Here is a 21,307-nt window from a genome sequence, read left to right as displayed (position 1 = left end):
GTCAGCCGATCTTGGCGTTGTCGTCCTTCTTGATCGCAACGATCGTCGAGCGCGGCAGCTTGCCTTCGCCATCCGGGAACGGCGCGTCGGGATGCTGGATGCCGGCAAACATGGTGCGCTTGTCGGCCGACCAGGTGAGGCCGGTCACTTCCGAACCCTTCGGGCCGGTCATGAAGCGCTCGATGCGGCCTGTGACCGGGTCGCCGGCGAGCATCTGGTTGTTGCCCTGACCGGCGAAGTCGCCCTCGTTGGAGTCTTCGCCGTCGGTCTGGATCCAGACGAGACCGGTCGAATCGAACATCATGCCGTCAGGCGAGTTGAACATGTTGCCTTCGTTGATGTTGGACGAGCCGGCATAGGCGTCCTTGTGCACGACCGGGTTGCCGGCCATGGCGAACAGGTCCCACTTGAACGTGGTGCTGGTGTGGTCTTCCGCATCCGGATACCAACGGACGATCTGGCCATACTCGTTGCCGGCGCGCGGGTTGACGGCGTTGACGTCCATGACGTCGCCGCCGGCATTGGTCCGCATCTTGCCGTCTTTCATCACGGCGCGGTTCGAGTTGTTGGTCAGGCAGCAATAGGCTTCGATCGCAACCGGGTTGATCGCGACCCATTCCGGACGGTCCATGGTGGTGGCGCCAACCTTGGACGCGGCCTGACGGGTGAAGACGGCAATTTCATCGGCCTTCATTCCGGTGGTTTCCGGCGTCAGAGCCAGCCATTCGCCGGTGCCTTCGTCAGAGAACTTGGCGACATAGAGCGTGCCTTCGTCGAGCAGCTTGGACGTGTCGCCGCCCGGGACATAGATGCCGTTGGAGACGTACTTGTAGAGGAACTCGCCACGCTCGTCGTCGCCCATGTAGACGACCACGCGACCGTCGCGTGCGACGGCGACGGCGGCGTTTTCATGCTTGATGCGGCCAAGCGCCGTGCGCTTGATCGGCGTGGAAGAGGCATCCGACGGATCGATCTCGACGACGTAGCCGGCGCGGCGCGGCTCGTTCGGGTTCTTCGCAACGTCGAAACGCTCGTCGAACTTTTCATAACCGTAGCGGGTCTCGGCCACGATGCCGTAGCGCTTGTAGTCGTCGGGCAGCTTGAACTCGGCATTGGTGGTGCCGAAGTAGCCGTTGAAGTTCTCTTCGCAGGTGAGGTAGGTGCCCCACGGCGTCTTGCCGGCGCCGCAGTTGTTGAAGGTGCCAAGACAGTCGACGCCATTGGGATCTGCTGCGGTCTTGACCAGATCCGAGCCAGCGGCTGGGCCGGAAAGCTTCATCGGCGTGTTGTGGTGTATACGACGATTAAACGGGCTGTCGACAACGATCTGCCAGCCGTCGGCGCCTTCGGTCACTTCCATGACGGTCACGCCCTGCATGTTCTGCAGGATCTTCACGTCGTCGAGCGACTGCGGCATGCCTTCCGGCGCGTGCGGCAGGTTGGTTTCGTTGTTGACGTATTCGTGGTTGACGGCGATGACCTGATGTTCGCCGATCACGAAGAGCTCCATGCCATCGGTGTTCTCGCCGAAGACCTTGTCGGAGTTTTCAAGCGAAACGCCCTTCATCGGGTCGATGTCGGAGGCGGTGGAGAAAAGCGGCTGACCCCACTTGGCAAGCGGCTTCCAGCTATAGCCTTCCGGAACGTGAACGGTGTTGTCGGTGGCAATCGGGATCGGCTTGAAGGCGAAGCGCGACGCTGCTTCCTGCGCCTGGGCCGAGGTAGAGCTCATCAGGTTGCCGAGCGTGCCCATGGCGGCTGCAGCAGAGCCCATGGCCAGGATGCCGCCGAGGAAGCCGCGGCGGGAGACGGCGCGTTCAACGACGCGGTCGAAGTCGGTCACGGCCGGCGGCGGATTGTGCAGCTCGTCCCACTCGTCCCACGAGAGATGATTGGTGTTGGTTTCGGTCATGGCAGAGCCTCCTTTGGTTGAAGTCCACCCTCCGACTAGTCAGCCCTGATAACAGTGATGTGACGAAATCCGGGCAACACAGTAGATGTGAAAAGCCTGATTTAGGTAGCTCCATCGGGGAAGGGCACGCTGCGATTTTTAAGTCTTTGACCGGCCTTGCCTTTGGCGCCGGGAGCCGAGCAGCGCTCCACGTCTCCGTTCACGCAGCTTTGTTCCACAAACTTCAGGCGCCCAATCCAGCCGCCTCAATGCGGTTGTGACAGGACGGGATGACGCATGCAAAAGATTTGACGTTTACGTAAAAATCAATTAGCCAGAAAGACGAATGAGCCGCGCCTCCTGGGTGGGAGTCTGGGCGTGGCCTTGAACCATACGCCAGTTGGAGGAGCACGTCATGTACAAGGCGCCCGTTGAAGAGATCGCGTTCACCCTGAAGCACGTCGCGGGCCTGACCAAGGCCATCGAAGACGGCAAGCTGGGCGAATTGAGCGACGACCTTGTCGATGCCATTCTCTCCGAAGCCGGACGTTTTGCCAGTGACGAAGTCGCACCGCTCGCCGAGATCGGTGACCGCCAGGGCGCACGCTTGGTCGACGGCAAGGTCATCGTGCCCGATGGCTGGGACACACTCTACCGCGCCTGGGCCGAAGGCGGCTGGAACTCTCTGACGGCTGCGGAAGAATTCGGCGGCCAGGCACTTCCCCATATGCTGAATGTCGCAGCGCTGGAAATGTGGAATTCCGGCTCCATGGGCTTTGCGCTTGGGCCGACGCTCACCATGGGAGCTGTCGATGCCGTCACCGCCCACGGCTCCGACGAGCTGAAGGCGAAGTATCTGCCGAAGATGGTCTCCGGCGAATGGACCGGCACCATGAACCTGACCGAGCCCCATGCCGGCTCCGATCTCGGCGTCATGAAGTCCCGCGCCGAGCGTCGCGACGACGGCACCTACCGCATCTTCGGCCAGAAGATCTATATCACCTGGGGCGAGCACGACATCACCGAGAACATCATCCATCTCGTTCTCGCCCGTCTTCCCGATGCACCCGCCGGCACCCGCGGCATCTCGCTCTTCCTCGTGCCGAAATATCTCGTCAACGATGACGGTTCGATCGGTGCCCGCAACGACCTCTACTGCCATTCGCTGGAGCACAAGCTCGGCATCCATGGCTCTCCGACCTGCACCATGATCTATGGCGACGGCAAGTTCGGCGACGAGCCGGGCGCGATCGGCTATCTGATCGGCGAGGAAAACAAGGGCCTCGCCTGCATGTTCACCATGATGAACAATGCCCGCCTCGCCGTCGGCATGCAGGGTGTCGCCATTTGCGAAGCCGCCACCCAGAAGGCCGTGCAGTATGCGAAGGAGCGCACCCAGGGCAAGGCACCCGGCTGGACGGGGCAGGGCATGTCGCCGATCATCGAGCACCCGGATGTCGCCCGCATGCTGGTGACGATGAAGGCGCTGACTCAAGGATCCCGCGCCATCTGCTATGTCTGCGCCCACGCCACAGACATGAGCCACCATGCAGACGGCGACGAAGCCCGTCACTGGGCCGAACGCGCCGCCTTGCTCACCCCGATCGCCAAGTCCTTCGCCACCGATGCCGGCGTCGATGTCGCCTCGCTCGGCATCCAGACCCATGGCGGCATGGGCTTCATCGAGGAAACCGGTGCTGCTCGCTTCTGGCGCGACAGCCGCATCGCCCCGATCTATGAGGGCACCAACGGCATCCAGGCCGCCGACCTCGTGACGCGCAAGCTGCCGCTGTCGAACGGCAACCATGTCCGCGGCTACATCACCGAGCTGAAGCAGGTGGTCAACGCCGTGCGCGCTTCCAACCTCGAGGCTTTCGGCGAAACCGCCGCCCGTCTGGATGCCAGCCTGTCTGATCTGGAAGACACCACCGAATGGCTGCTCTCCCAGCTCGCCGCCGGCAATGCCTCGGCAGCGCTCGCAGGCGCAACCCCTTACCAGCGTCTCTTCGGCCTCGCTCTGACCGGCGTTTACCTCGCAAAGGGCGCCCTTGCCGACGAGGAACACGGCCGCGACAACCGCCTGGCGCTCTGCCGCTTCGCCGCCGAGAACCTGATCGCCGAGACCGCGGCCCTGAAGGACCGCGTCATCAACGGCGAGGCAAGCCTCAACGCTGCCAAGGCGCTGTTTGCATAAGACGCTGGCCGCGGGTCCTCTTCTCCCCGGCGGGGAGAAGGTGGCCGAAGGCCGGATGAGGGGGAGGCGAAGCCTCGCAAGACCCCCTCATCGCCTCGCATTCGCTCGGCACTTCTCCCCGGTGGGGAGAAGAGAAGGAGAACCCCCATGACCGACCACATTGAGATCACCCGCCCGGAAGCCCATCCCGGCGTGCTCGTCCTGCGCTTCAACCGGCCGGACAAGAAGAACGCCATCACACAGGCGATGTACGAGAAGCTGACCGCTGGCCTACTCGAAGGCGAGAATGACGAAGCGATCCGCGCCATCGTCTTCCTCGGCACCGAGGGCTGTTTTTCCGCCGGCAACGACATGGCCGATTTCCTGAGCTTCGCCATGGCCGGCGCGGTCGGCGAACCGGCGGCCTTTGGCCTTCTCAACGCCCTGACCGAAGTCACCAAGCCACTGGTCTCGGGCGTCGACGGTCTGGCAATCGGGATCGGCACGACGCTGCACATGCATTGCGACCTGACGGTCGCCTCCGACCGCAGCCTGTTCAAGACCCCCTTCGTGGATCTGGCGCTGGTGCCGGAAGCCGCCTCCAGCCTGATTGCCCCGCGCATCATGGGCCACCAGCGCGCTTTCGCCATGCTCGCCGCCAGCGAAGGTTTTTCCGCCGAACAGGCGCGTGAGGCTGGCCTTATCTGGAAGGTCGTCTCGCCGGATCAGGTCGAGGCCGAAACCTTGAAGATCGCCTCGTCGCTCGCATCCAAGCCCCCGGCCGCGATGAAGATCGCCCGTGCCCTGGTCAAGGGCAGTGTCGACGAAGTCCGCGCCCGCATGCAGGAAGAGCTTCAGCACTTCGTCTCCCAGCTGAAAAGCGCAGAGGCACGTGCCGCATTCGAAGCGTTCATGATGAAACGCTGAAGAATCGATATGTCGTATGTGAGGCCTACTTATTTTTCGGTCTTCGCTTAAGTACCCATTAAATCCTGCAGGGTATTCGTGGGGTAGCGGTTCCATAGACCGCTTCCTCACCATGATGGTGCCGTGATCGCACAATGCCCCATGACATCCCCGCGCCGCAGTTGCGCGGAGAGTTTTTGCAGGACCGTACCCGTGAAGACCAGTTCCAACCTGATGACCAAGATCCTGGTGGTCGCCTCCCTCGTGGTGGTCGCCGCCCTGTCCGGTTTCTCCTTCTATATCGACAGCCTCCAGCGCAACGCGACGAGTGCGGCCGTCAAGAGCGAGATCGATAGCTCCGGTCTCCAGGCTTCGCAGAGTATCGCGAACTGGCTCGGCGCCCGTGTGATGCTGACCGAGCTCGCCGGCAATGCCGCGGCCAAGGCGCCCGATGCGGCTGCCATCACCGCCGCTTTCGACAACCCGGTCCTGATCCGCGAATTCATGTCGACCTATGTCGGCGACGAGCAGGGTGTGTTCACAAGCGTGCCGAACCAGCCCCTGCCGGAAGGTTATGACCCCCGCAAGCGCCCGTGGTACCAGGACGCAGTCAAGGCCGACAAGATGGTCCTGACCGACCCCTATGCCGACGCCTCGACCGGCAACCTGATCATCAGCGCCGCGATCCCAGTGAAAAAGGACGGCGAGCTCTACGGCGTTGCCGCTTCGGACTTCTCGCTCACCTCGCTCGTCGACATGGTCAATTCCGTCGACATGGGCGGCAAGGGCTCCGCCTTCCTCGTCAAGCAGGACGGCACGATCCTCGTCCATCGCGATGGCAACCTCGTCACCAAGACGTTGAAGGATGCCTTCCCCACCAACACGCCTTCCGTCGGCGCTGGCATCATGGAAACCACCTTCGCCGATGCCAACGTGCTGGTCTCCTTCCTGCCGATCAAGGGCCTGCCGCGCGACGACTGGTATCTCGGCGTCCAGATCGACCGCGATCTCGCCTTTGCCGCGATCGGCGAATTCCGCACGGCCGCAGCCGTCGCCACCCTTGTCGGCGTTGTCGCCATGATCGGCATTCTCGCCGCCCTCCTGTCGCGCCTCGTGGTTCGTCCGGTGGTCGACATGACCGGCGTCATGGGCAAACTCGCCGGCGGCGATGTCTCGGCCGAGATCCCGGGCACCGCTCGCAAGGACGAGATCGGCCAGATGGCCGCCGCCGTCGCCGTCTTCCGCGACAACATCATCGAGCGTGGACGCCTCGCCCGCGAAGCGGACGAAACCCGCACCCTGACCGAGCAGGAACGCCGCGAACGCGAAGCCGCCAAGGCGCGTGAGGCCGAGCAGGTGTCCTTTGCCGTGCATTCGCTGGCCGATGGCCTCGGCCGCCTCGCCAATGGCGACCTCGTCTCGCGCATCGAAACCCCGTTTGCCGGTGACCTCGACCGCCTGCGCGTCGACTTCAACGCCTCCGTCGAAAAGCTGCATGATGCGCTCGCCACCGTCGGCCGCAATGCCCGCGCCATCGACGGCGGTGCTGCGGAAATTCGCTCGTCCGCCGACAACCTCGCCCGCCGCACGGAGCAGCAGGCAGCCTCGGTCGAAGAGACGGCCGCAGCGCTGGAAGAGATCACCACCACCGTCAAGGACAGTGCCCGCCGTGCCGAGGAAGTCGGCCAGCTGGTGACCCGCGCCCGTGCCGGTGCGGAGAAGTCCGGCGAGATCGTCGAACGCGCTGTCGATGCCATGCAGGGCATCGAGAAGTCCTCCGGCGAGATCTCGAACATCATCGGCGTGATCGACGAGATCGCCTTCCAGACCAACTTGCTCGCGCTCAATGCCGGCGTTGAAGCCGCACGCGCCGGTGAAGCCGGCAAGGGCTTTGCCGTCGTTGCCCAGGAAGTGCGCGAACTCGCCCAGCGTTCGGCGACTGCCGCCAAGGAGATCAAGGCCCTGATCAGCGCCTCGGGCGACCAGGTCAAGCATGGCGTCGAACTCGTCAACGAGACCGGCAAGGCGCTCGACGTGATCGTCCGCGAGGTCCAGGAGATCAACGGCCACGTCAACGCCATCGTCACCGCCTCGCGCGAACAGTCGACCGGCCTGCAGGAGATCAACACCGCCGTCAACACCATGGACCAGGGCACTCAGCAGAACGCCGCCATGGTTGAAGAACAGACGGCGGCAAGCCATGGCCTGGCCCAGGAAGCGGCAGCGCTGACAGCGCTCCTCAACCAGTTCCGCATCGATGATCGGGCTGCTGGAAGCTCCGCAGGCCAGCGTCGCGCCGCCTGATCCGGCACACGAACGACCTACATGGGAACGGCGCCGCTCTGGCGCCGTTTCTGTTTTCGAGCTGGAAGCTGGTTCAGCCTGTGTTCAGTCTTTCACGCTAGTCTTTGCAACCATGCTGGCGCTCGGCTGTTCGGGTTTTATCCGTGGTGGCTCGAGGGTCATCGTTTTCTTCGAACTCCAGCTGTCAGCTGTCACCTGTTTTGCCGAGGTTTTTATGTTGCGTTTGTTCTGTGTCGCACTCAGCCTGCTCGTCATCGCCGCACCGGCTTCCGCCGAGATGGCCATAAGCCCTTCGCTCCCGCTTGTGCTCGTCAACGATTCCAACGATGTCATCAGCGAGACGCAGAACACGCCGCGTCAGAACCAGCCGGTCCGCCCCCAGCGCTATATCTGCGTCATCGACCAGTCGGGCAACATCGGTGGCGGCGGACAGGTGTCCTGCCCGGCAAACCCCGGTCGGGTCGGCGGTCGCTGCCGTTGCTCGAACGTGACTGGGTCGGGCACGCTTCTCACCTACTGAGGCCTGCCAGCTCTCTTTCGTCGCCGTGAGCGCCTTGGCGCGGAACCGCTGCGAGCGTAACCCGTTCCCTGTTCGCAACAAGCGAAAGGTGACGCAATGCCCCGTATCAAAACCCGCGATGGTGTCGAGCTCTATGTCAAGGATTGGGGCGAGGGCCGTCCGGTTGTCCTTCTGCATGGCTGGCCTTTGACGGCAGACACCTTCGATGATCTTTCCAAGGCCATCGCCGATGCGGGCATGCGGGCGATCTCCTATGATCGCCGTGGCTTCGGCCGTTCCGAACAGCCCTTCGACGGCTACAATTATGACACGCTGTCCGACGATCTCGCCGATGTCATGAGCTGGGTCGGCGCCACGGACGCAACCCTTCTCGGCTTCTCCATGGGCGGCGGCGAGGTGGCCCGCTACATGTCGCGTCATGGTGGTGCCAATCTGCGCTCCGCAATCCTCGTGTCATCCGTGGTCCCCTACATGCTGAAGACGGAGGACAATCCGCAAGGGACCCCGCAAGAAACCTTCGACGAGATGACCGAGGGCATGGTCGATGACCGCGCCCATTTCTTCGCGAGCTTCTTCAAGGACTTTTTCGGCGTGGCCATGTTCGACAAGGCCGTCAGCGACGAGATGCTCGAATGGGCAGAGCGCCAGGCGATGATGGCAGGGCTCGAGCCGACGCTGGCCTGCGCCAAGGCCTTCGCGACGACGGACTTCCGCCCTAATCTCGCAAGCTTCAATGTCCCGACCCTGGTCATCCATGGCACAGACGACAAGACGGTGCCGATCGATGCCGCCGGTCGCGCCGCGGCCAAAGGCATCGCCCAGTCGACCCTGATCGAATATGAGGGCGCCCCCCACGGGCTGTTTGCCACCCACAAGCAGCGCTTCATCGAGGACGTGGTCAACTTCCTGCGCCGCTAAACGTCGAAGGCCTCCCCGGTTTTGCCGGGGAGGCGGAAATCAAGCCTCCCCTTTGCCATCCCCCACCGGGTTGATGTCATCGACGAATTTGACCAGGTCCGCCATGGTGAAATCACCGGGCGTGTCTCCCAGATGCGGCGTCCAGTTCGAGCGTTTTTGCATGAAAGAGTTTTGATCGCCATGGACGAGGCCGAGGAAGGTTTCGGCGATGATCGTTGACCCTACGGGACCGAGCCTCGTTCCGCTGTGCAGCTGTTCGGCTTCTTTTAGGATGTAGTACCAGAGCGGCGTTGCCTTGTGGAAACCAAGCCGCGCGGCCGTCTCGCCGTCATCCCCCATGGCCAGCTTTGCTTCGCTCAATGGTTCGAAACCCATGGCGCGCGCCACGTCCTGTCCTGACGGAAGACCTATTTGCGAACCGCGCCTTAAGTTGCGGAAAGGCAGCACAAACCGCCGTGCGGCTACGGTCGTCATGTCCGCCGGATGGTCGGGGAGCGTGTGCAGGGCGGGCACGATGAGCGGATCGATCCGGCGGGCGCGATTGAGTGTGAAATCGTCTTGAGGAGGCGTGTTAAGGTCGAAAAAGCGTCGCCAGTCGATGACCCAATTGGAGGGAAGAGCACGCAGGGGGCCGAGCGGGGAAGGAGGTGTCTCCGGTGCCAGCTCGCCCGCGATTTGCCCGGATTTGCCTGTGAAAATGAACATGAGGTCCAAAGTGCCATCCGTGAACCCGCCCGGTCGGAAAACGGCATTGTGGCTGTAGCTCTCGCGAACCATGGAATGCCCCAGCCGATAGGCGGCCGCAGCGAACTCCGCCGGCATATAGGGCCGACTGCGGAAGCGATAGAATCGTCGGCCTTCATGCTTGATCCGTCGGATCAGCCCGCGCTCGGTCAGGCGCTCGACGAAATCAAAGAGCACGATCCACTGGTAGTGCCAGGTGACGATGCGCCGAGCTTCGGTAAACAGTTCCTCGTCGGACAGGCCTTTGGTCGTCTTTTTCACATGCTCGACCACGGCATTGTGGAATTTAAGCATCAGCAGGTGAAACTGCGCCACCAGCAGGTTTTCGTCATTGCGCTCGTCGAAGATCAGCGCGCGGCCGTGGGCGTTGCGCGGCAGGTCGTTGCGCAGTTCCGGGATTGTCCCATTGAAGCCCGCGGAGGCCACGGCCTTCCCGATGAGGAATTTCGGGCCCGGTTGCTTGCGGATGTCCTCCTTGGCGTAAAGATAAGGGTGCAGGCCTGGTCCGTCGCCATAAAGCGAATCGAGATCCAGCGCTGGGGTGCGGAAGTTTTGCGTCGCGAGCGGATCGGCGCGCTGCTTGTCTAGCGGCGTCGTGTCGAGCGTGATGTCGTGATCGACGAATTGGCCAAGATAAGTGTAGCCGGCGGGCAGCTCCGGATGATCATCGGTGTCGCCCCTGGTATCGCGCATCGCCTTTGCCAGCTCAAAAAGCGCGTCGTCCTCGGCATGAAGCGACCGAAGCCGCGGAAACATTTTGCCGAACTTTCCGGGATCGCCATTGCCGGCGAGCGCCTGCAAGGATTCACGGCTCATGCCGCGAACGCCATGTCCGTGGGCTGCGACTTCAGACATCGTCATTCCCCCTCTGATGACATACTTCTCTAGCAAGCCATCAGAGATGAATATCTTGGGTGGCGCAAGAAACTTAACACAACCCAAAGGCGCATCAATTGCTATTTCTTGCTGAGGGTGGCCACAGCCTCGACATGCGGGGACCAGAGGAACTGGTCGATCGGCGTCACCTGATCGATGCGGTAGCCGCCGGCAGTCAGGATCGCGAGATCGCGTGCCAGCGTCAGCGGATTGCAGCTGACCGCCACGATCTTCTTCACCTGGCTTTTCGCAAGCTCTGCACACTGAGCCTCGGCACCCGCCCGGGGCGGGTCGAAGACGACGGCGTCGAAGGCCTTGAATTCGGAGGTCATCAACGGACGCCGGAAAAGGTCGCGCCGCTCCACGGTCAAGGGCTTCAGGCCTTGCGTGTTGCGGGCGGCAAAGTCGAGCGACTTCACGGCCTTTTCATCCGATTCCACCGCATGCACGGCAGATGAGCGCGCCAGCCGCAGGGCAAACGTGCCGATGCCTGAGAAGAGGTCCGCGACCTTCTTCGCCTTGCCGATATGGGCAATCGCAAGGGCTGCCATGTGGTCCTCTGCCTCGCGCGTCGCTTGGGTGAAGCCGCCGGGCGGTAGCACGACGCGGGCTCCGGCGAAGTCCAGCAGCGGCTTCTGCGGCTCGATGACGATCTCGCCATTGGCCGATACGCGGGCAATGCCCTTGAGCTTGATCACCGCATTGGTCACCGCGCGCCGCGCCTGATCGCCAAGCCCGCCACGCAGGCCATCGAGCGAGATATCGAGGCCGGTGGTCGTTTCGGTGACCGTTATGCGGAAGTGTTCCGCCCCGCAGGCATTGGCGATGATCTTGATCGCGTCCAGCCGGGAGATCAGCCCGTCCGACGCGATAGGACATTCCTCGACCGGCACGACATGATGGGTCTCTGCCTGCATGAAACCCATGACCAAGCCGTCACCGCGACGTCGTGCCGTGAAGACGAGGCGCCGCCGCTGATGCGGATGAGCCTCGAAGATCTCGCCCACCGGCGCCTCGATCCCCTTCGACTTCAGGGCGTCGATCAGCACCTGCCGCTTGAAGGCATTGTAGGCGGTTTTGGCCATATGCTGCAGCGAACAGCCGCCGCAGATGCCGCCGACGCCATCGGGCCCGAAATGCTTGCAGGGCGGCTGAACCCGGTCGGGCGAGGGGCTGGCGATCGACATGATCGTGCCCTCGTTCTTTACCCGCGCAATGGAAACGGTCTCGCCCGGCAGCGAGAAGGGCACGAAGACCGGGCCATCCGAGCCATGGGCAATGCCATCGCCCTTGGCGCCGAGACTGGAAATGGTGACGGTTTCGGCGCTCATGCCTCGTCCTCTTCAGCGTCGAGATCCTCGTCGTCGTTCGGGTCACCATGGAGCGGCTTGACGCCGGCAAGCAGGAATTCTTCGTTGCCGTCGCCGCCAGCGATCGGGGAGGGGATGAGGCCAAGGCTCGTCCAGCCCATGTCTTCCGTCAGCCAGCGCTCGAGTTCGGCCGCCACGAGCGGAGCCGTCTCCGGTTCTTTCAGCAGACCCGCCTTGCTGATCGCCTCGCGACCGGCCTCGAACTGCGGCTTGACAAGCAAGAGGCAGTGCGCGCCGGGCTCGGCCTGGTCGAGAGCAGGGGCCAGCGCCAGCTTCAGCGAGATGAAGGAGACGTCGGAGACGAGGAAGTCGAAGGGCTCCTCGTCATAATCTTCCGGCTCGAGATAGCGGGCATTGAGCCCTTCGAGATTGGTCACGCGCGGATCGCTGGCCAGTCGCGGGTGCAGCTGATCATGCCCGACATCGATGGCCGTCACATGGGCAGCACCACGCTTCAACAGCACTTCGGTGAAGCCGCCGGTGGAGGCGCCGACATCGAGACAGTGGCAGCCCTCCGGCGACAGGCCGAAATGATTCAGCGCTGCAACGAGTTTGAGGGCCGCGCGCGAGACGTAATCCTGCGCAGGATCGTCGATTTCGAACTGATGGGTGGCGGCAAAGACGAGGCTGGGCTTCGACACCACCCTGCCGTCCACCTTGACCGTGCCGCGCTGGATGGCGTCACGGGAACGGGAACGGCTGGCGAAGAGGCCGAGGGCGACCAAGAGCTGGTCGAGGCGCTGGGGTTCAGGGAGCTTTTTCATGCCCCGTCAATGCGGTGAGATCCGCCGCCGCGCAAGTGTTTTTCGCCGCATCGACCCATCACCCGACCTTGCGCTCACAGGAGAGTTGCGATTTTCAATCGGTCGTCCATTCAGGGTTTCATTAGCGATGCTTTAAGCAATTGGTTCTAATGTTCACTGGCCGGCGCGATGCGATCCTCCCTCCCAAGCAGCGTGCTCCGACAAAGACTGCAGGCCTCCTCCTCCTTCTGGCCCGCAGGAATAGAAGCCCCCCGGTTTCGGGCCCGGGGGGCTTCATTCGTTTTTGGGATCTCGTTGAGAAGCGGGTGCCCGGAGGCTAGGGCACATACCGATACAGCCAGTCGCGGATGTCTTCGGGCAGCGCGACTGGTTCTGCCGTTTCGCCGTCTCGCGCCGTCCAGGTGATGTCGACTTCGGCCACGGTCTGGCCGTCCTTCTCCATCTGCACCTCGAAGCCGACCGATTTGCCGCCAATCTTGTCGACCTGCACGATCATGCGCACTTCATCTTCGACGCGCAGCGGCTGGTGCAGGCGAACCTCGAACTTCGTCGGGCTGTATTGCGGCTCGTCCTCGAGCGGCGGGCGGTAGCGCCAGAAATGCCGGACCGCCTCCTCGGCGTGAACGACATAGGCCGCAGCCTGCATCTCGCCGGTCGGGCCGATATCGCGATAGGCAACGACAAGCCCGCTCACCTCCACCCGCTCGATCTCGTCCATGCCCTCTCCCGAAATCTTCTTCTGTTGCCGGCATTTAACGGCATCGCGGCCGGCTTCACAAGGGAGCGCCGTTCGGGCCGCTGGGTGAGGAGCGCACGCAACTGGGTAAAACCGGGATGCGAGGTGGAAGATGACATGGCAGAGCATTATGTTCTGCCGGACCCCGGAAGGATCCCCATGGCCACCCGTCTTTACGAGAACCCGATCTTCCTCGAGCACAACACGCCCGAAGGCCACCCCGAAAGAGCCGATCGGCTGCGCTCGCTCAACATCGCGCTGGAACATCCGAACTTCGCCCGGCTGGAGCGGATCGAGGCGACCCAGGCGAATGAGGACCTGGTGACGCTCGCCCATCCCGAAGAGCATCTCTTCGCCGTCATGCGCGAGATCCCGGAAGAAGAGGATCGCATCAATCAGCTCGAGGCAGACACCTATGCCTCGCAAAAGAGCCTGCAGGTCGCATTAACTGCCATCGGCGGTGCGATTGCCGCCGTCGACGACGTCATGACCGGCAAGGCCGACAATGCCTTCGTCGCGGGGCGCCCGCCCGGCCACCATGCCGAAAAGACCAAGGCCATGGGCTTCTGCCTGTTCAACACGGTGGCGATCGCCGCCCGCCATGTGCAGAAGACCTACGGCGTCGAGCGCGTCGCGATCGTCGACTGGGACGTGCATCACGGCAACGGCACGCAGGACATTTTCTGGGATGATCCGTCCGTGCTCTTCTGCTCGATCCACCAGATGCCGCTTTATCCCGGCACGGGCGCCAAGGACGAGACGGGCAAGCACCGCAACATCGTCAATGCGCCGCTTTCGCCCAATGTCGGCTCGGACCATTTCCGCGAGGCCTTCAAGAGCCGCGTGCTGCCGGCTCTGCAGGATTTCGCCCCCGACTTCATTCTGATCTCCGCCGGTTTCGACGCCCATCACCGCGATCCCTTGGCGCAGATCAATCTGGTCGGCGAGGATTTCGACTGGGCGACGGGCAGGCTGCTCGAAGTCGCCGACCGTTTCGCCCATAACCGGGTCGTCAGCCTGCTCGAAGGCGGCTATGATCTCGAAGGCCTCGCCGAATCGGCAGGCCTGCACATCTTGAGACTGATGAAGGGTTGAGTATGTCCGACGCCGTAACCGCCGATCTCTCCGGCTATTCCTTCGAAAAGGCCGTGGCCGAGCTCGAAAGCATCGTCGCCCGCCTCGAACGCGGTGACGTGGCGCTCGACGAATCCATCGCGATCTACGAGCGCGGCGAACTCTTGAAGAAGCATTGCGAGCAGCTCTTGTCCGCCGCCGAAAATCGCATCGAAAAGATCCGCCTCGACCGCGCCGGCAAGCCGACCGGCGCTGAGCCGCTCGACGGCGCCTGATCAGCGGGCGGGTTTCCGCTCGCTTTTCTCCGCTGACCATCACACGCAAATGGCCCCTTTCGGGGCCATTCGTCGTTTTGGGGTATCCGAGTGAGGGATCACTCGGCCGGGTTCCGGACCTCGACGGTCTTGGGCTCTGCCGTCGCGGCACCGGTCCCGGTCTTCCACAGCGAATAGCCGACGCCGACACCGAGGATCAGGAAGGTGATGCCGAGCGACCACTCCGGCGGGAACTTCTCCCAGCCCATGCCCCAGGCGATGAAGATCTTCGAGCCGATGAACATCAGCAGCACCGAGAGCGCATATTTGAGATAGGCGAAGCGGTGCAGGATGGCATCCAGCGCGAAATAGAGGGCGCGCAGACCCAGGATCGCGAAGATGTTCGAGGTATAGACGATGTAAGGGTCGGTCGTGATCGTGAAGACGGCCGGTACGGAGTCGACGGCGAACACCAGGTCGGCGATCTCGATCATGACCAGTGCCAGGAGGAGGGGCGTCGCAAACCGCCTGATCTTGCCTGTCACGGGATCCGGCTTCTTCACGATGAAGTCGTGGCCATGGATCTCTTCCGTCACGTTCATTCGGCGCTTCAGGAAGCGGATGATGCCGTTCTCCTCGATCTTGTGCTCCTTGTCGGCAACGAAGAGCATCTTGATGCCCGTGAGGATCAGGAAGCCCGCGAAGAAGTAGAGAACCCAGTGATACTGGTCGACGATGGTGGCACCGAGCCCGATCATGATGCCGCGCAGCACGATGACGCCGAGGATACCCCAGAACAGCACGCGGTGCTGATATTCGCGCGGGATGGCGAAGAAGCTGAAGATCAGCGCGATGACGAAGATATTGTCCATCGCCAGCGTCTTTTCGACGACGAAGGCGGTCAGATACTGCGCCGTCGCGGTCGTATCCATCTGCCAGTAGATGAAGCCGGAGAAGGCGAGGCCCAGCGTGATATACATGGCCGAAAGCTTGAGGCTCTCGGCGATGCCGATTTCATGGTCGTTCTTGTTGAGAACGCCGAGGTCGAAGGCAAGAAGCGCCACGACCAGCAGGATGAACAGCAGCCACATCCACAGTGGCTTGCCGAGAAACAGAATGAGCAGGAGTTCCAAGTGTTTGACCTCTGTTGCATTGATCCGGCTCGATGCAATGCACGCACGGGTTCGCCAAGGAGAGGTCCGGTCCGGGCATGACATCGAGCGTGCTCGATGCGGTCCGACATCACGAGGGTAATCCGTCGTCAGAGGGGCCCGGTCCGCTCGCGGTAAATCGTGATAGGTCTCTGCTGTTTCAAGAGCGCGGGACAATAAAATGCACAAGAAAGCCACGATTGGCTTTTGCAGATATCTCCAGCCGTCCCAGCGGATGTCGGTTGCAAAACAGACCGTTTGGCCCGGGAGCAGGGCCGCCATTCGCCCGAACTGTCAATTTGTCGATTGACGCCCCTGTCTCGCCTCACCATGATGTCGCAATTGCAAACATTGTTTGGGAGGACAATCATGCATTTTTCAAGACTTAGCACCTTGGCCGCTGCCGCTGTGGCCGCGTCTGTCGCATTTGGCACATCCGGCGCGCGCGCCGAGCAATTCGTCAACGTGCTGACCGGCGGCACCTCGGGCGTCTATTATCCGCTGGGTGTCGCACTGTCGAAGATCTACGGCGAGAAGATCCCGGATGTCCGCACCCAGGTGCAGGCGACCAAGGCGTCGGTCGAAAATCTCAATCTTCTGCAGCAGGGCAAGGGCGAAATCGGCTTCTCGCTCGGCGACAGCGTCAAGCTGGCGGCCGAGGGCAATGCCGATGCCGGCTTCAAGGCGCCGCTCGACAAGCTGCGCGGCATCGCGGCCATCTATCCGAACTATATCCAGATCGTCGCCACCAAGGATTCCGGCGTCACCTCGCTGGCCGACCTCAAGGGCAAGAGTCTGTCGGTCGGTGCGCCCAAGTCCGGCACCGAGCTCAATGCCCGCGCCATTCTCGGGGCGGCCAGCATGAGCTACGAGGATCTCGGCAAGACCGAATATCTGCCCTTTGCCGAATCCGTCGAACTGATCAAGAACCGCCAGCTCGACGCGACGCTGCAGTCCGCCGGTCTCGGCGTGGCCTCGCTGAAGGACCTGTCGACCTCGTTGCCGGTCTCGCTGGTCGCCGTTCCCGCTGATGTCGCCAATGCGCTGGGCGCACCCTATATCGCCGCGACCATTCCGGCCGGCACTTACGAGGGCCAGACGGAAGACGTGCCAACGGTTGCCGTCGTCAACTTCCTGGTAACCCATTCCGAGGTGTCGGATGATCTCGCCTACGAGATGACCAAGCAGCTGTTCGAGAACCTGCCCGAGATGCAGGCTGCGCATAATGCGGCCAAGGACATCAAGCTGGAGGACGCCACCAAGGGCATGCCGATCCCGCTGCATCCGGGCGCCGAGCGCTACTACAAGGAAAAGGGCATGCTGTGAGCCCGCGAGCCTCTGAAGCTTTCTGAAGGGACCGGGCGGCTGCCATGCCGCCCGGTCCTTTGCCCTCGGCTTACCTTTTCGGACGGATTTCCATGAGCGCCTCGACTGCGGACCAGACCCTGTCGCATGAACCGAACACCCACGAGCAGCATTTTCCGGCCAGCGCCGAAGGCAAGCTGCTCTATGGCATTGCGGTTGCCTTCTCGCTGTTCCAGATCGCCACCGCCGCCCATCTGATCGACATGCCGAGCCAGTTGGTGCGCTCCACCCATGTCGCCTTCCTGCTGCTTCTCGGCTTCCCGCTGGTTGCCGCGAATGTCCGCAAAGGGGCCTTCTACACCGCGGGCGCCTGGGCGCTGGCGACAGCGGGTGTCGCCGTTGCCGTCTACCAATATGTCGAATACGAGCCGCTGATCCTGCGCGCCGGCGATCTCATCACCCTGGATCTCTATATCGGCGTGGTGGCCATCGCGACCGTCTTCATCGGCGCCTGGGTGATCATGGGCCCGGCATTGCCGATCATCTCGGGCCTTTTCCTCGCCTATTGTTTCTTCGGCCAGTATCTGCCGTCGCCGCTCAATCACCGCGGCTATGACTTCGCCCAGGTCATCGACCATATGGCCTATGGCACCGAAGGCATCTACGGCGTGCCGACCTATGTGTCCTCGTCCTACATCTTCCTGTTCATCCTGTTCGGCTCCTTCCTGGAGCGCGCCGGCATGATCAAGCTCTTCACCGACATCTCGCTCGGTCTCGTCGGCCACAAGCAGGGCGGCCCGGCCAAGGTCTCGGTCATCTCGTCCGGCCTGATGGGCACGATCTCCGGCTCCGGTGTCGCCAATGTCGTGACAACAGGCCAGTTCACCATCCCGCTCATGAAGCGCTTCGGCTATCGCCCGGCCTTTGCCGGTGGCGTCGAGGCGACGTCATCCATGGGTGGTCAGATCATGCCGCCCGTGATGGGCGCTGTCGCCTTCATCATGGCCGAGACGCTCGGCGTGGAATATGCCGAAATCGTCAAGGCGGCACTGATCCCGGCGATCCTCTATTTCGCCTCTGTCTTCTGGATGGTCCATCTCGAAGCCGGCAAGCGGGGCCTGAGCGGTCTCGACCCGAAGGACTTGCCCTCCGCCTCCGCCGCCATCCGCCGGCAATGGTATCTGCTGCTGCCGCTCGCTGCCCTCGTCTGGCTGCTCTTCTCCGGCTACACGCCGCTCTTTGCCGGAACCGCCGGCCTCGCCCTCACCATGCTGCTTATCCTCGGCAGCTCGATCGCCATCGGCATGTCGAATACGGCCATCCGCACCATCTTCTGGATCGGTATCGGCATCGCCGGTGCCTCCTTCTTCCAGTATGGCTTCCGCGCTGTCTTGATCGCCATCCTGGTGCTGATTGCCTGGAATTTCCTGGTCAAGGGCGGCCGGCAGGCGCTGAAGCTCAGCGTCGACAGTCTCGCCGATGGTGCCAAGACCGCACTTCCTGTCGGCATCGCCTGCGCCGTCGTCGGCATCATCGTCGGCACCATGACGCTGACGGGTGCGGCCAACACCTTCGGCCAGTTCGTCGTCGCGGTCGGCGAGCACAGCCTGTTCCTCTCGCTGATCCTGACCATGCTCACCTGCATCGTGCTCGGCATGGGCATTCCGACGATCCCCAACTACATCATCACCTCATCGATCGCCGGGCCGGCACTGCTCGAGCTCGGCGTGCCGCTGATCGTCAGCCACATGTTCGTCTTCTACTTCGGCATCCTCGCCGACCTGACGCCACCGGTGGCGCTCGCCTGTTTTGCCGCAGCGCCGATTGCGCGGGAATCGGGGCTGCGCATCTCCTTCGAGGCGGTGAAGGTGGCCGCTGCCGGTTTCGTCATCCCCTTCATGGCGGTCTACACGCCGGCTTTGATGCTGCAGGACGGAGGCCCGCTGGCCGAGGCTATCGGCTATCCGCTCGCCGTCCTCTACATCGTCGTCAAGGCCAGCCTGTCGATCGGTCTCTGGGGTGTGGCGGTCATCGGTTATCTCAACCGTCCGCTGCCGCTGTTGCACCGTCTGGTCGCTGCGGCCGCCGCCTTCTTCCTCGTTGCGGCCCTGCCGATCACCGACGAAATCGGCGGAGCACTGGTGCTGCTCTTTGGCCTGCTCGTATGGAAATTCCCCGGCAAGGCGCCCGCGCCGGTCGGCAACGCGCCACCCAAGATCGAGACTCCCAAGATCGAGACGTCATGAGCCTCTGCATCGCCCTTGCTGCCACCGTCCTGACGATCCCGACCACGAGCTTCACGCTGTCCTGGGTCCACTCGGTCGAAAAGGTCGAGTGGCGGGAGGAGTGGGCGGTGACGTCTGACGGGCTGCAGCTGAAGCAGGCGGGCGTCAAGGGATCGGGGGCCGGCATGGAGCCGGGGGAGGGGGCAATCCTCGAAGACGGCTGGTGGCGCTGGACGCCGCCACTGCCGCCACTTCCAGAGCTGCGGCTGGCCGCGTCTGGAAAAACGCCTGGCGGTTGGACACTTTGCCACGACGCTGGATGCATGACCTTGGGCATGAAGGCTGGCGAGGACAGCGTGATTACCGCCTGCACCCCGTCTGCCTCTCCCTGAGGTGTACCGCGTCGCAAGCAAGCTTCGCGCGGCCTCCTCAGCCGCTCAACCGTCCCACGGTATCGACAAGTTTGGCCGCTTCGAACGGCTTGACGATCCAGCCGGTGGCACCGGCCTTGCGGGCACGCTCCCGCTTCTGAGGATCGTTTTCCGTCGTCAGCACGAGGATGGGAATGGCTCGGTAACGATCGCTGCGGCGGATACGCTCGATGAAGCCGAAACCGTCGAGCCTTGGCATATTGATGTCGGTGATGATGAGGTCCGGAGCATTGCCTTCCAGAACTTCCAGCCCCTGAATGCCATCTTCTGCCTGCAGCGTCTCGTAGCCGGCGTTTTCAAGCGTTTGGGTCACCATGGACAGGATGGTCCTGGAATCATCAACGGCCAGAATTTTCTTCACCAAGATTGCCTCGCTTTCTTCGCGCTTCGCTGGAGCCATACTCAACCCTTCGAGAGGCTGCGACGATAATAGTTAGATATGCCTTATTTAGGATTAATTGACTTGAGTGCCGATCCAGACGCTGTAGCGCGATGGATGCCGCTGATGGGCTGAAAGTGAACGATGCGTCACCCGCGGACCGTCGATCCATCCTATGATCCGGCCGGAGACCTGATAACCTGAGACGATCTAAAACGGAGGTTTCCCATGTCCTTCTTCCCCGGCAATGACCCGGTCCCCGGTGATGCCTTTGCCTGCGACGCGATCGAGCACCTGATCATCCCCCGTTCAAGCGACATCGGTGGTTTTGCCGTGCGCCGCGCGCTTCCCTCCGTGCGCCGCCGTTTGGTCGGTCCCTTCATCTTCTTCGATCGCATGGGGCCCGCCGTCCTGAAGGCGGACGAGGCCATGGACGTGCGTCCGCACCCGCATATCGGTCTGTCCACCGTCACCTATCTCTTCGACGGTGAGATCAAGCATCGCGACAGCCTCGGCACCGAACTCGTGATCGCACCTGGCGACATCAATCTGATGACCGCCGGCTCCGGCATCGTCCATTCCGAGCGCACGCCGGAAAATCTGCGCGGTCACCCGCTTTCCATGTCCGGTCTCCAGACCTGGATTGCGCTTCCGGATCACCTGGAGGAGATCGATCCATCCTTCGCCCATACGGCCAAGGCGGACCTGCCGACCTTCAATGATCGCGGTGCTTCGGGCCGTTTGGTGATCGGGGGATTGGGCGGCCTGCGCTCACCGGTCACGACCTTCTCCGAAACACTTTACGTGGATCTGACGCTCGAGCCCGGCGCACGCTTTCCCTTCGACGCGAGCCAGGAGGAGCGCGCGCTCTACATTCTCTCCGGCGAGATCGAGGTCGCCGGCGATCGCTTCGCGCAGGACCAGCTTCTGGTCTTCCGCCCCGGAGACGAGATCACCCTGATCGGGGGCGCCGCCGGCTGTCATGTCATGCTCTTTGGCGGCGCGGCGATGGAAACGAAGAAACATATCTGGTGGAACTTTGTTTCGTCGTCCAAGGAGCGCATCGAACAGGCCAAGGAAGAGTGGAGAACCGGCCGTTTTGATATCGTTCCCGGTGACGAAGACGAGTTCGTGCCTTTGCCGGAGGGCCGTTGACAGCTATATAAGCGCTTGATGACGTGGAATTGCCCTGATCGTCGGGGGATGGTATCGCGCATCCAAACAGACTGAAGAGGCATCAGCCCGTGACATCCCTGCCCGATACGCCGCTCCTGGACAAGGTCAAG

The 21,307-nt window shown here is 62.6% G+C and carries 18 protein-coding genes; 11 read left to right on the top strand and 7 right to left on the bottom strand.

The annotated features are described in order from the left end of the window. Window position 1: 1 nt before the first annotated feature. On the bottom strand, window positions 2–1,912 hold the full coding sequence (locus tag FAA86_RS16075; protein ID WP_136542213.1) for a PhoX family protein: 1,911 nt from the start codon (window positions 1,910–1,912) through the stop codon (window positions 2–4). Between the two features lie 394 nt (window positions 1,913–2,306). On the opposite strand from FAA86_RS16075, the gene FAA86_RS16070 reads away from it, so the two are divergent. The 5 genes from FAA86_RS16070 (at window position 2,307) to FAA86_RS16050 (ending at window position 8,712) form a co-directional block, all read left to right on the top strand. Further along, window positions 2,307–4,085: an acyl-CoA dehydrogenase family protein gene (locus FAA86_RS16070; protein ID WP_136542212.1), complete on the top strand. Its 1,779-nt coding sequence runs from the start codon at window positions 2,307–2,309 to the stop codon at window positions 4,083–4,085. Window positions 4,086–4,232: 147 nt separating this feature from the next. Beyond that, window positions 4,233–4,991 (top strand): crotonase/enoyl-CoA hydratase family protein, encoded by a 759-nt coding sequence (locus FAA86_RS16065; protein ID WP_136542211.1) that lies wholly within the window; start codon window positions 4,233–4,235, stop codon window positions 4,989–4,991. A 192-nt stretch (window positions 4,992–5,183) separates the two neighbouring features. Further along, the gene (gene mcpU, locus FAA86_RS16060) at window positions 5,184–7,274 is read left to right on the top strand and encodes a methyl-accepting chemotaxis protein McpU (protein ID WP_136542210.1); all 2,091 of its coding nucleotides are present in this window, start codon (window positions 5,184–5,186) and stop codon (window positions 7,272–7,274) included. A gap of 214 nt (window positions 7,275–7,488) precedes the next feature. Continuing rightward, window positions 7,489–7,794 (top strand): hypothetical protein, encoded by a 306-nt coding sequence (locus tag FAA86_RS16055; RefSeq protein WP_136542209.1) that lies wholly within the window; start codon window positions 7,489–7,491, stop codon window positions 7,792–7,794. Between the two features lie 96 nt (window positions 7,795–7,890). Further along, on the top strand, window positions 7,891–8,712 hold the full coding sequence (locus FAA86_RS16050) for an alpha/beta fold hydrolase (RefSeq protein WP_136542208.1): 822 nt from the start codon (window positions 7,891–7,893) through the stop codon (window positions 8,710–8,712). 39 nt (window positions 8,713–8,751) lie between these two features. Here FAA86_RS16050 and FAA86_RS16045 read toward each other — a convergent pair whose 3' ends face one another. The 4 genes from FAA86_RS16045 to FAA86_RS16030 all read right to left on the bottom strand — a co-directional run bounded on the left by FAA86_RS16045 (window position 8,752) and on the right by FAA86_RS16030 (window position 13,184). Then, window positions 8,752–10,272 carry a peroxidase family protein gene (locus FAA86_RS16045; protein ID WP_246035114.1) on the bottom strand — a complete coding sequence of 507 codons (1,521 nt, stop codon included), beginning with the start codon at window positions 10,270–10,272 and terminating at the stop codon, window positions 8,752–8,754. A 140-nt stretch (window positions 10,273–10,412) separates the two neighbouring features. Continuing rightward, complete coding sequence (locus tag FAA86_RS16040; protein WP_136542207.1) at window positions 10,413–11,663, bottom strand: class I SAM-dependent RNA methyltransferase; 1,251 nt, start codon at window positions 11,661–11,663, stop codon at window positions 10,413–10,415. Next, window positions 11,660–12,466: a TlyA family RNA methyltransferase gene (locus tag FAA86_RS16035; protein ID WP_136542206.1), complete on the bottom strand. Its 807-nt coding sequence runs from the start codon at window positions 12,464–12,466 to the stop codon at window positions 11,660–11,662. The genes FAA86_RS16040 and FAA86_RS16035 overlap by 4 nt, the downstream gene beginning before the upstream one ends. Before the next feature lie 316 nt (window positions 12,467–12,782). Further along, window positions 12,783–13,184: an acyl-CoA thioesterase gene (locus tag FAA86_RS16030; protein WP_136542205.1), complete on the bottom strand. Its 402-nt coding sequence runs from the start codon at window positions 13,182–13,184 to the stop codon at window positions 12,783–12,785. A 177-nt stretch (window positions 13,185–13,361) separates the two neighbouring features. Between FAA86_RS16030 and FAA86_RS16025 the strand changes: the two genes are divergently transcribed. Together FAA86_RS16025 and FAA86_RS16020 are read left to right on the top strand one after the other, a co-directional pair. Continuing rightward, complete coding sequence (locus tag FAA86_RS16025; RefSeq protein WP_136542347.1) at window positions 13,362–14,297, top strand: histone deacetylase family protein; 936 nt, start codon at window positions 13,362–13,364, stop codon at window positions 14,295–14,297. 2 nt (window positions 14,298–14,299) lie between these two features. Next, the gene (locus tag FAA86_RS16020) at window positions 14,300–14,551 is read left to right on the top strand and encodes an exodeoxyribonuclease VII small subunit (protein ID WP_136542204.1); all 252 of its coding nucleotides are present in this window, start codon (window positions 14,300–14,302) and stop codon (window positions 14,549–14,551) included. A 98-nt stretch (window positions 14,552–14,649) separates the two neighbouring features. Here the strand turns inward: FAA86_RS16020 and FAA86_RS16015 are convergent, their stop codons facing one another. After that, window positions 14,650–15,621, bottom strand: coding sequence for a TerC family protein (locus FAA86_RS16015; RefSeq protein ID WP_205910042.1), 972 nt, complete (start codon window positions 15,619–15,621; stop codon window positions 14,650–14,652). Window positions 15,622–16,050: 429 nt separating this feature from the next. On the opposite strand from FAA86_RS16015, the gene FAA86_RS16010 reads away from it, so the two are divergent. From FAA86_RS16010 to FAA86_RS16000, 3 genes are all read left to right on the top strand, one after another. After that, window positions 16,051–17,007 (top strand): TAXI family TRAP transporter solute-binding subunit, encoded by a 957-nt coding sequence (locus tag FAA86_RS16010; RefSeq protein ID WP_136542202.1) that lies wholly within the window; start codon window positions 16,051–16,053, stop codon window positions 17,005–17,007. Window positions 17,008–17,099: 92 nt separating this feature from the next. Further along, entirely contained in the window at window positions 17,100–19,232 is a 2,133-nt protein-coding gene (locus FAA86_RS16005; protein WP_136542201.1) for a TRAP transporter permease, read from the top strand. Beyond that, complete coding sequence (locus FAA86_RS16000; RefSeq protein ID WP_136542200.1) at window positions 19,229–19,603, top strand: DUF1850 domain-containing protein; 375 nt, start codon at window positions 19,229–19,231, stop codon at window positions 19,601–19,603. The genes FAA86_RS16005 and FAA86_RS16000 overlap by 4 nt, the downstream gene beginning before the upstream one ends. A 37-nt stretch (window positions 19,604–19,640) precedes the next feature. Here FAA86_RS16000 and FAA86_RS15995 read toward each other — a convergent pair whose 3' ends face one another. Continuing rightward, entirely contained in the window at window positions 19,641–20,006 is a 366-nt protein-coding gene (locus FAA86_RS15995) for a response regulator (protein ID WP_113460694.1), read from the bottom strand. A gap of 243 nt (window positions 20,007–20,249) precedes the next feature. Between FAA86_RS15995 and FAA86_RS15990 the strand changes: the two genes are divergently transcribed. After that, window positions 20,250–21,176, top strand: a complete 927-nt coding sequence (locus tag FAA86_RS15990; RefSeq protein ID WP_136542199.1) for a pirin family protein — start codon at window positions 20,250–20,252, stop codon at window positions 21,174–21,176. The last annotated feature ends 131 nt before the right edge of the window (window positions 21,177–21,307 follow it).

The organism is Rhizobium rosettiformans W3, from assembly GCF_004912135.1.
In the GTDB taxonomy this organism is placed as follows: domain Bacteria; phylum Pseudomonadota; class Alphaproteobacteria; order Rhizobiales; family Rhizobiaceae; genus Allorhizobium; species Allorhizobium rosettiformans.
The sequence above is the reverse complement of the archived record's forward strand: the minus strand, read 5'-3'. Positions and strand labels throughout refer to the sequence as shown.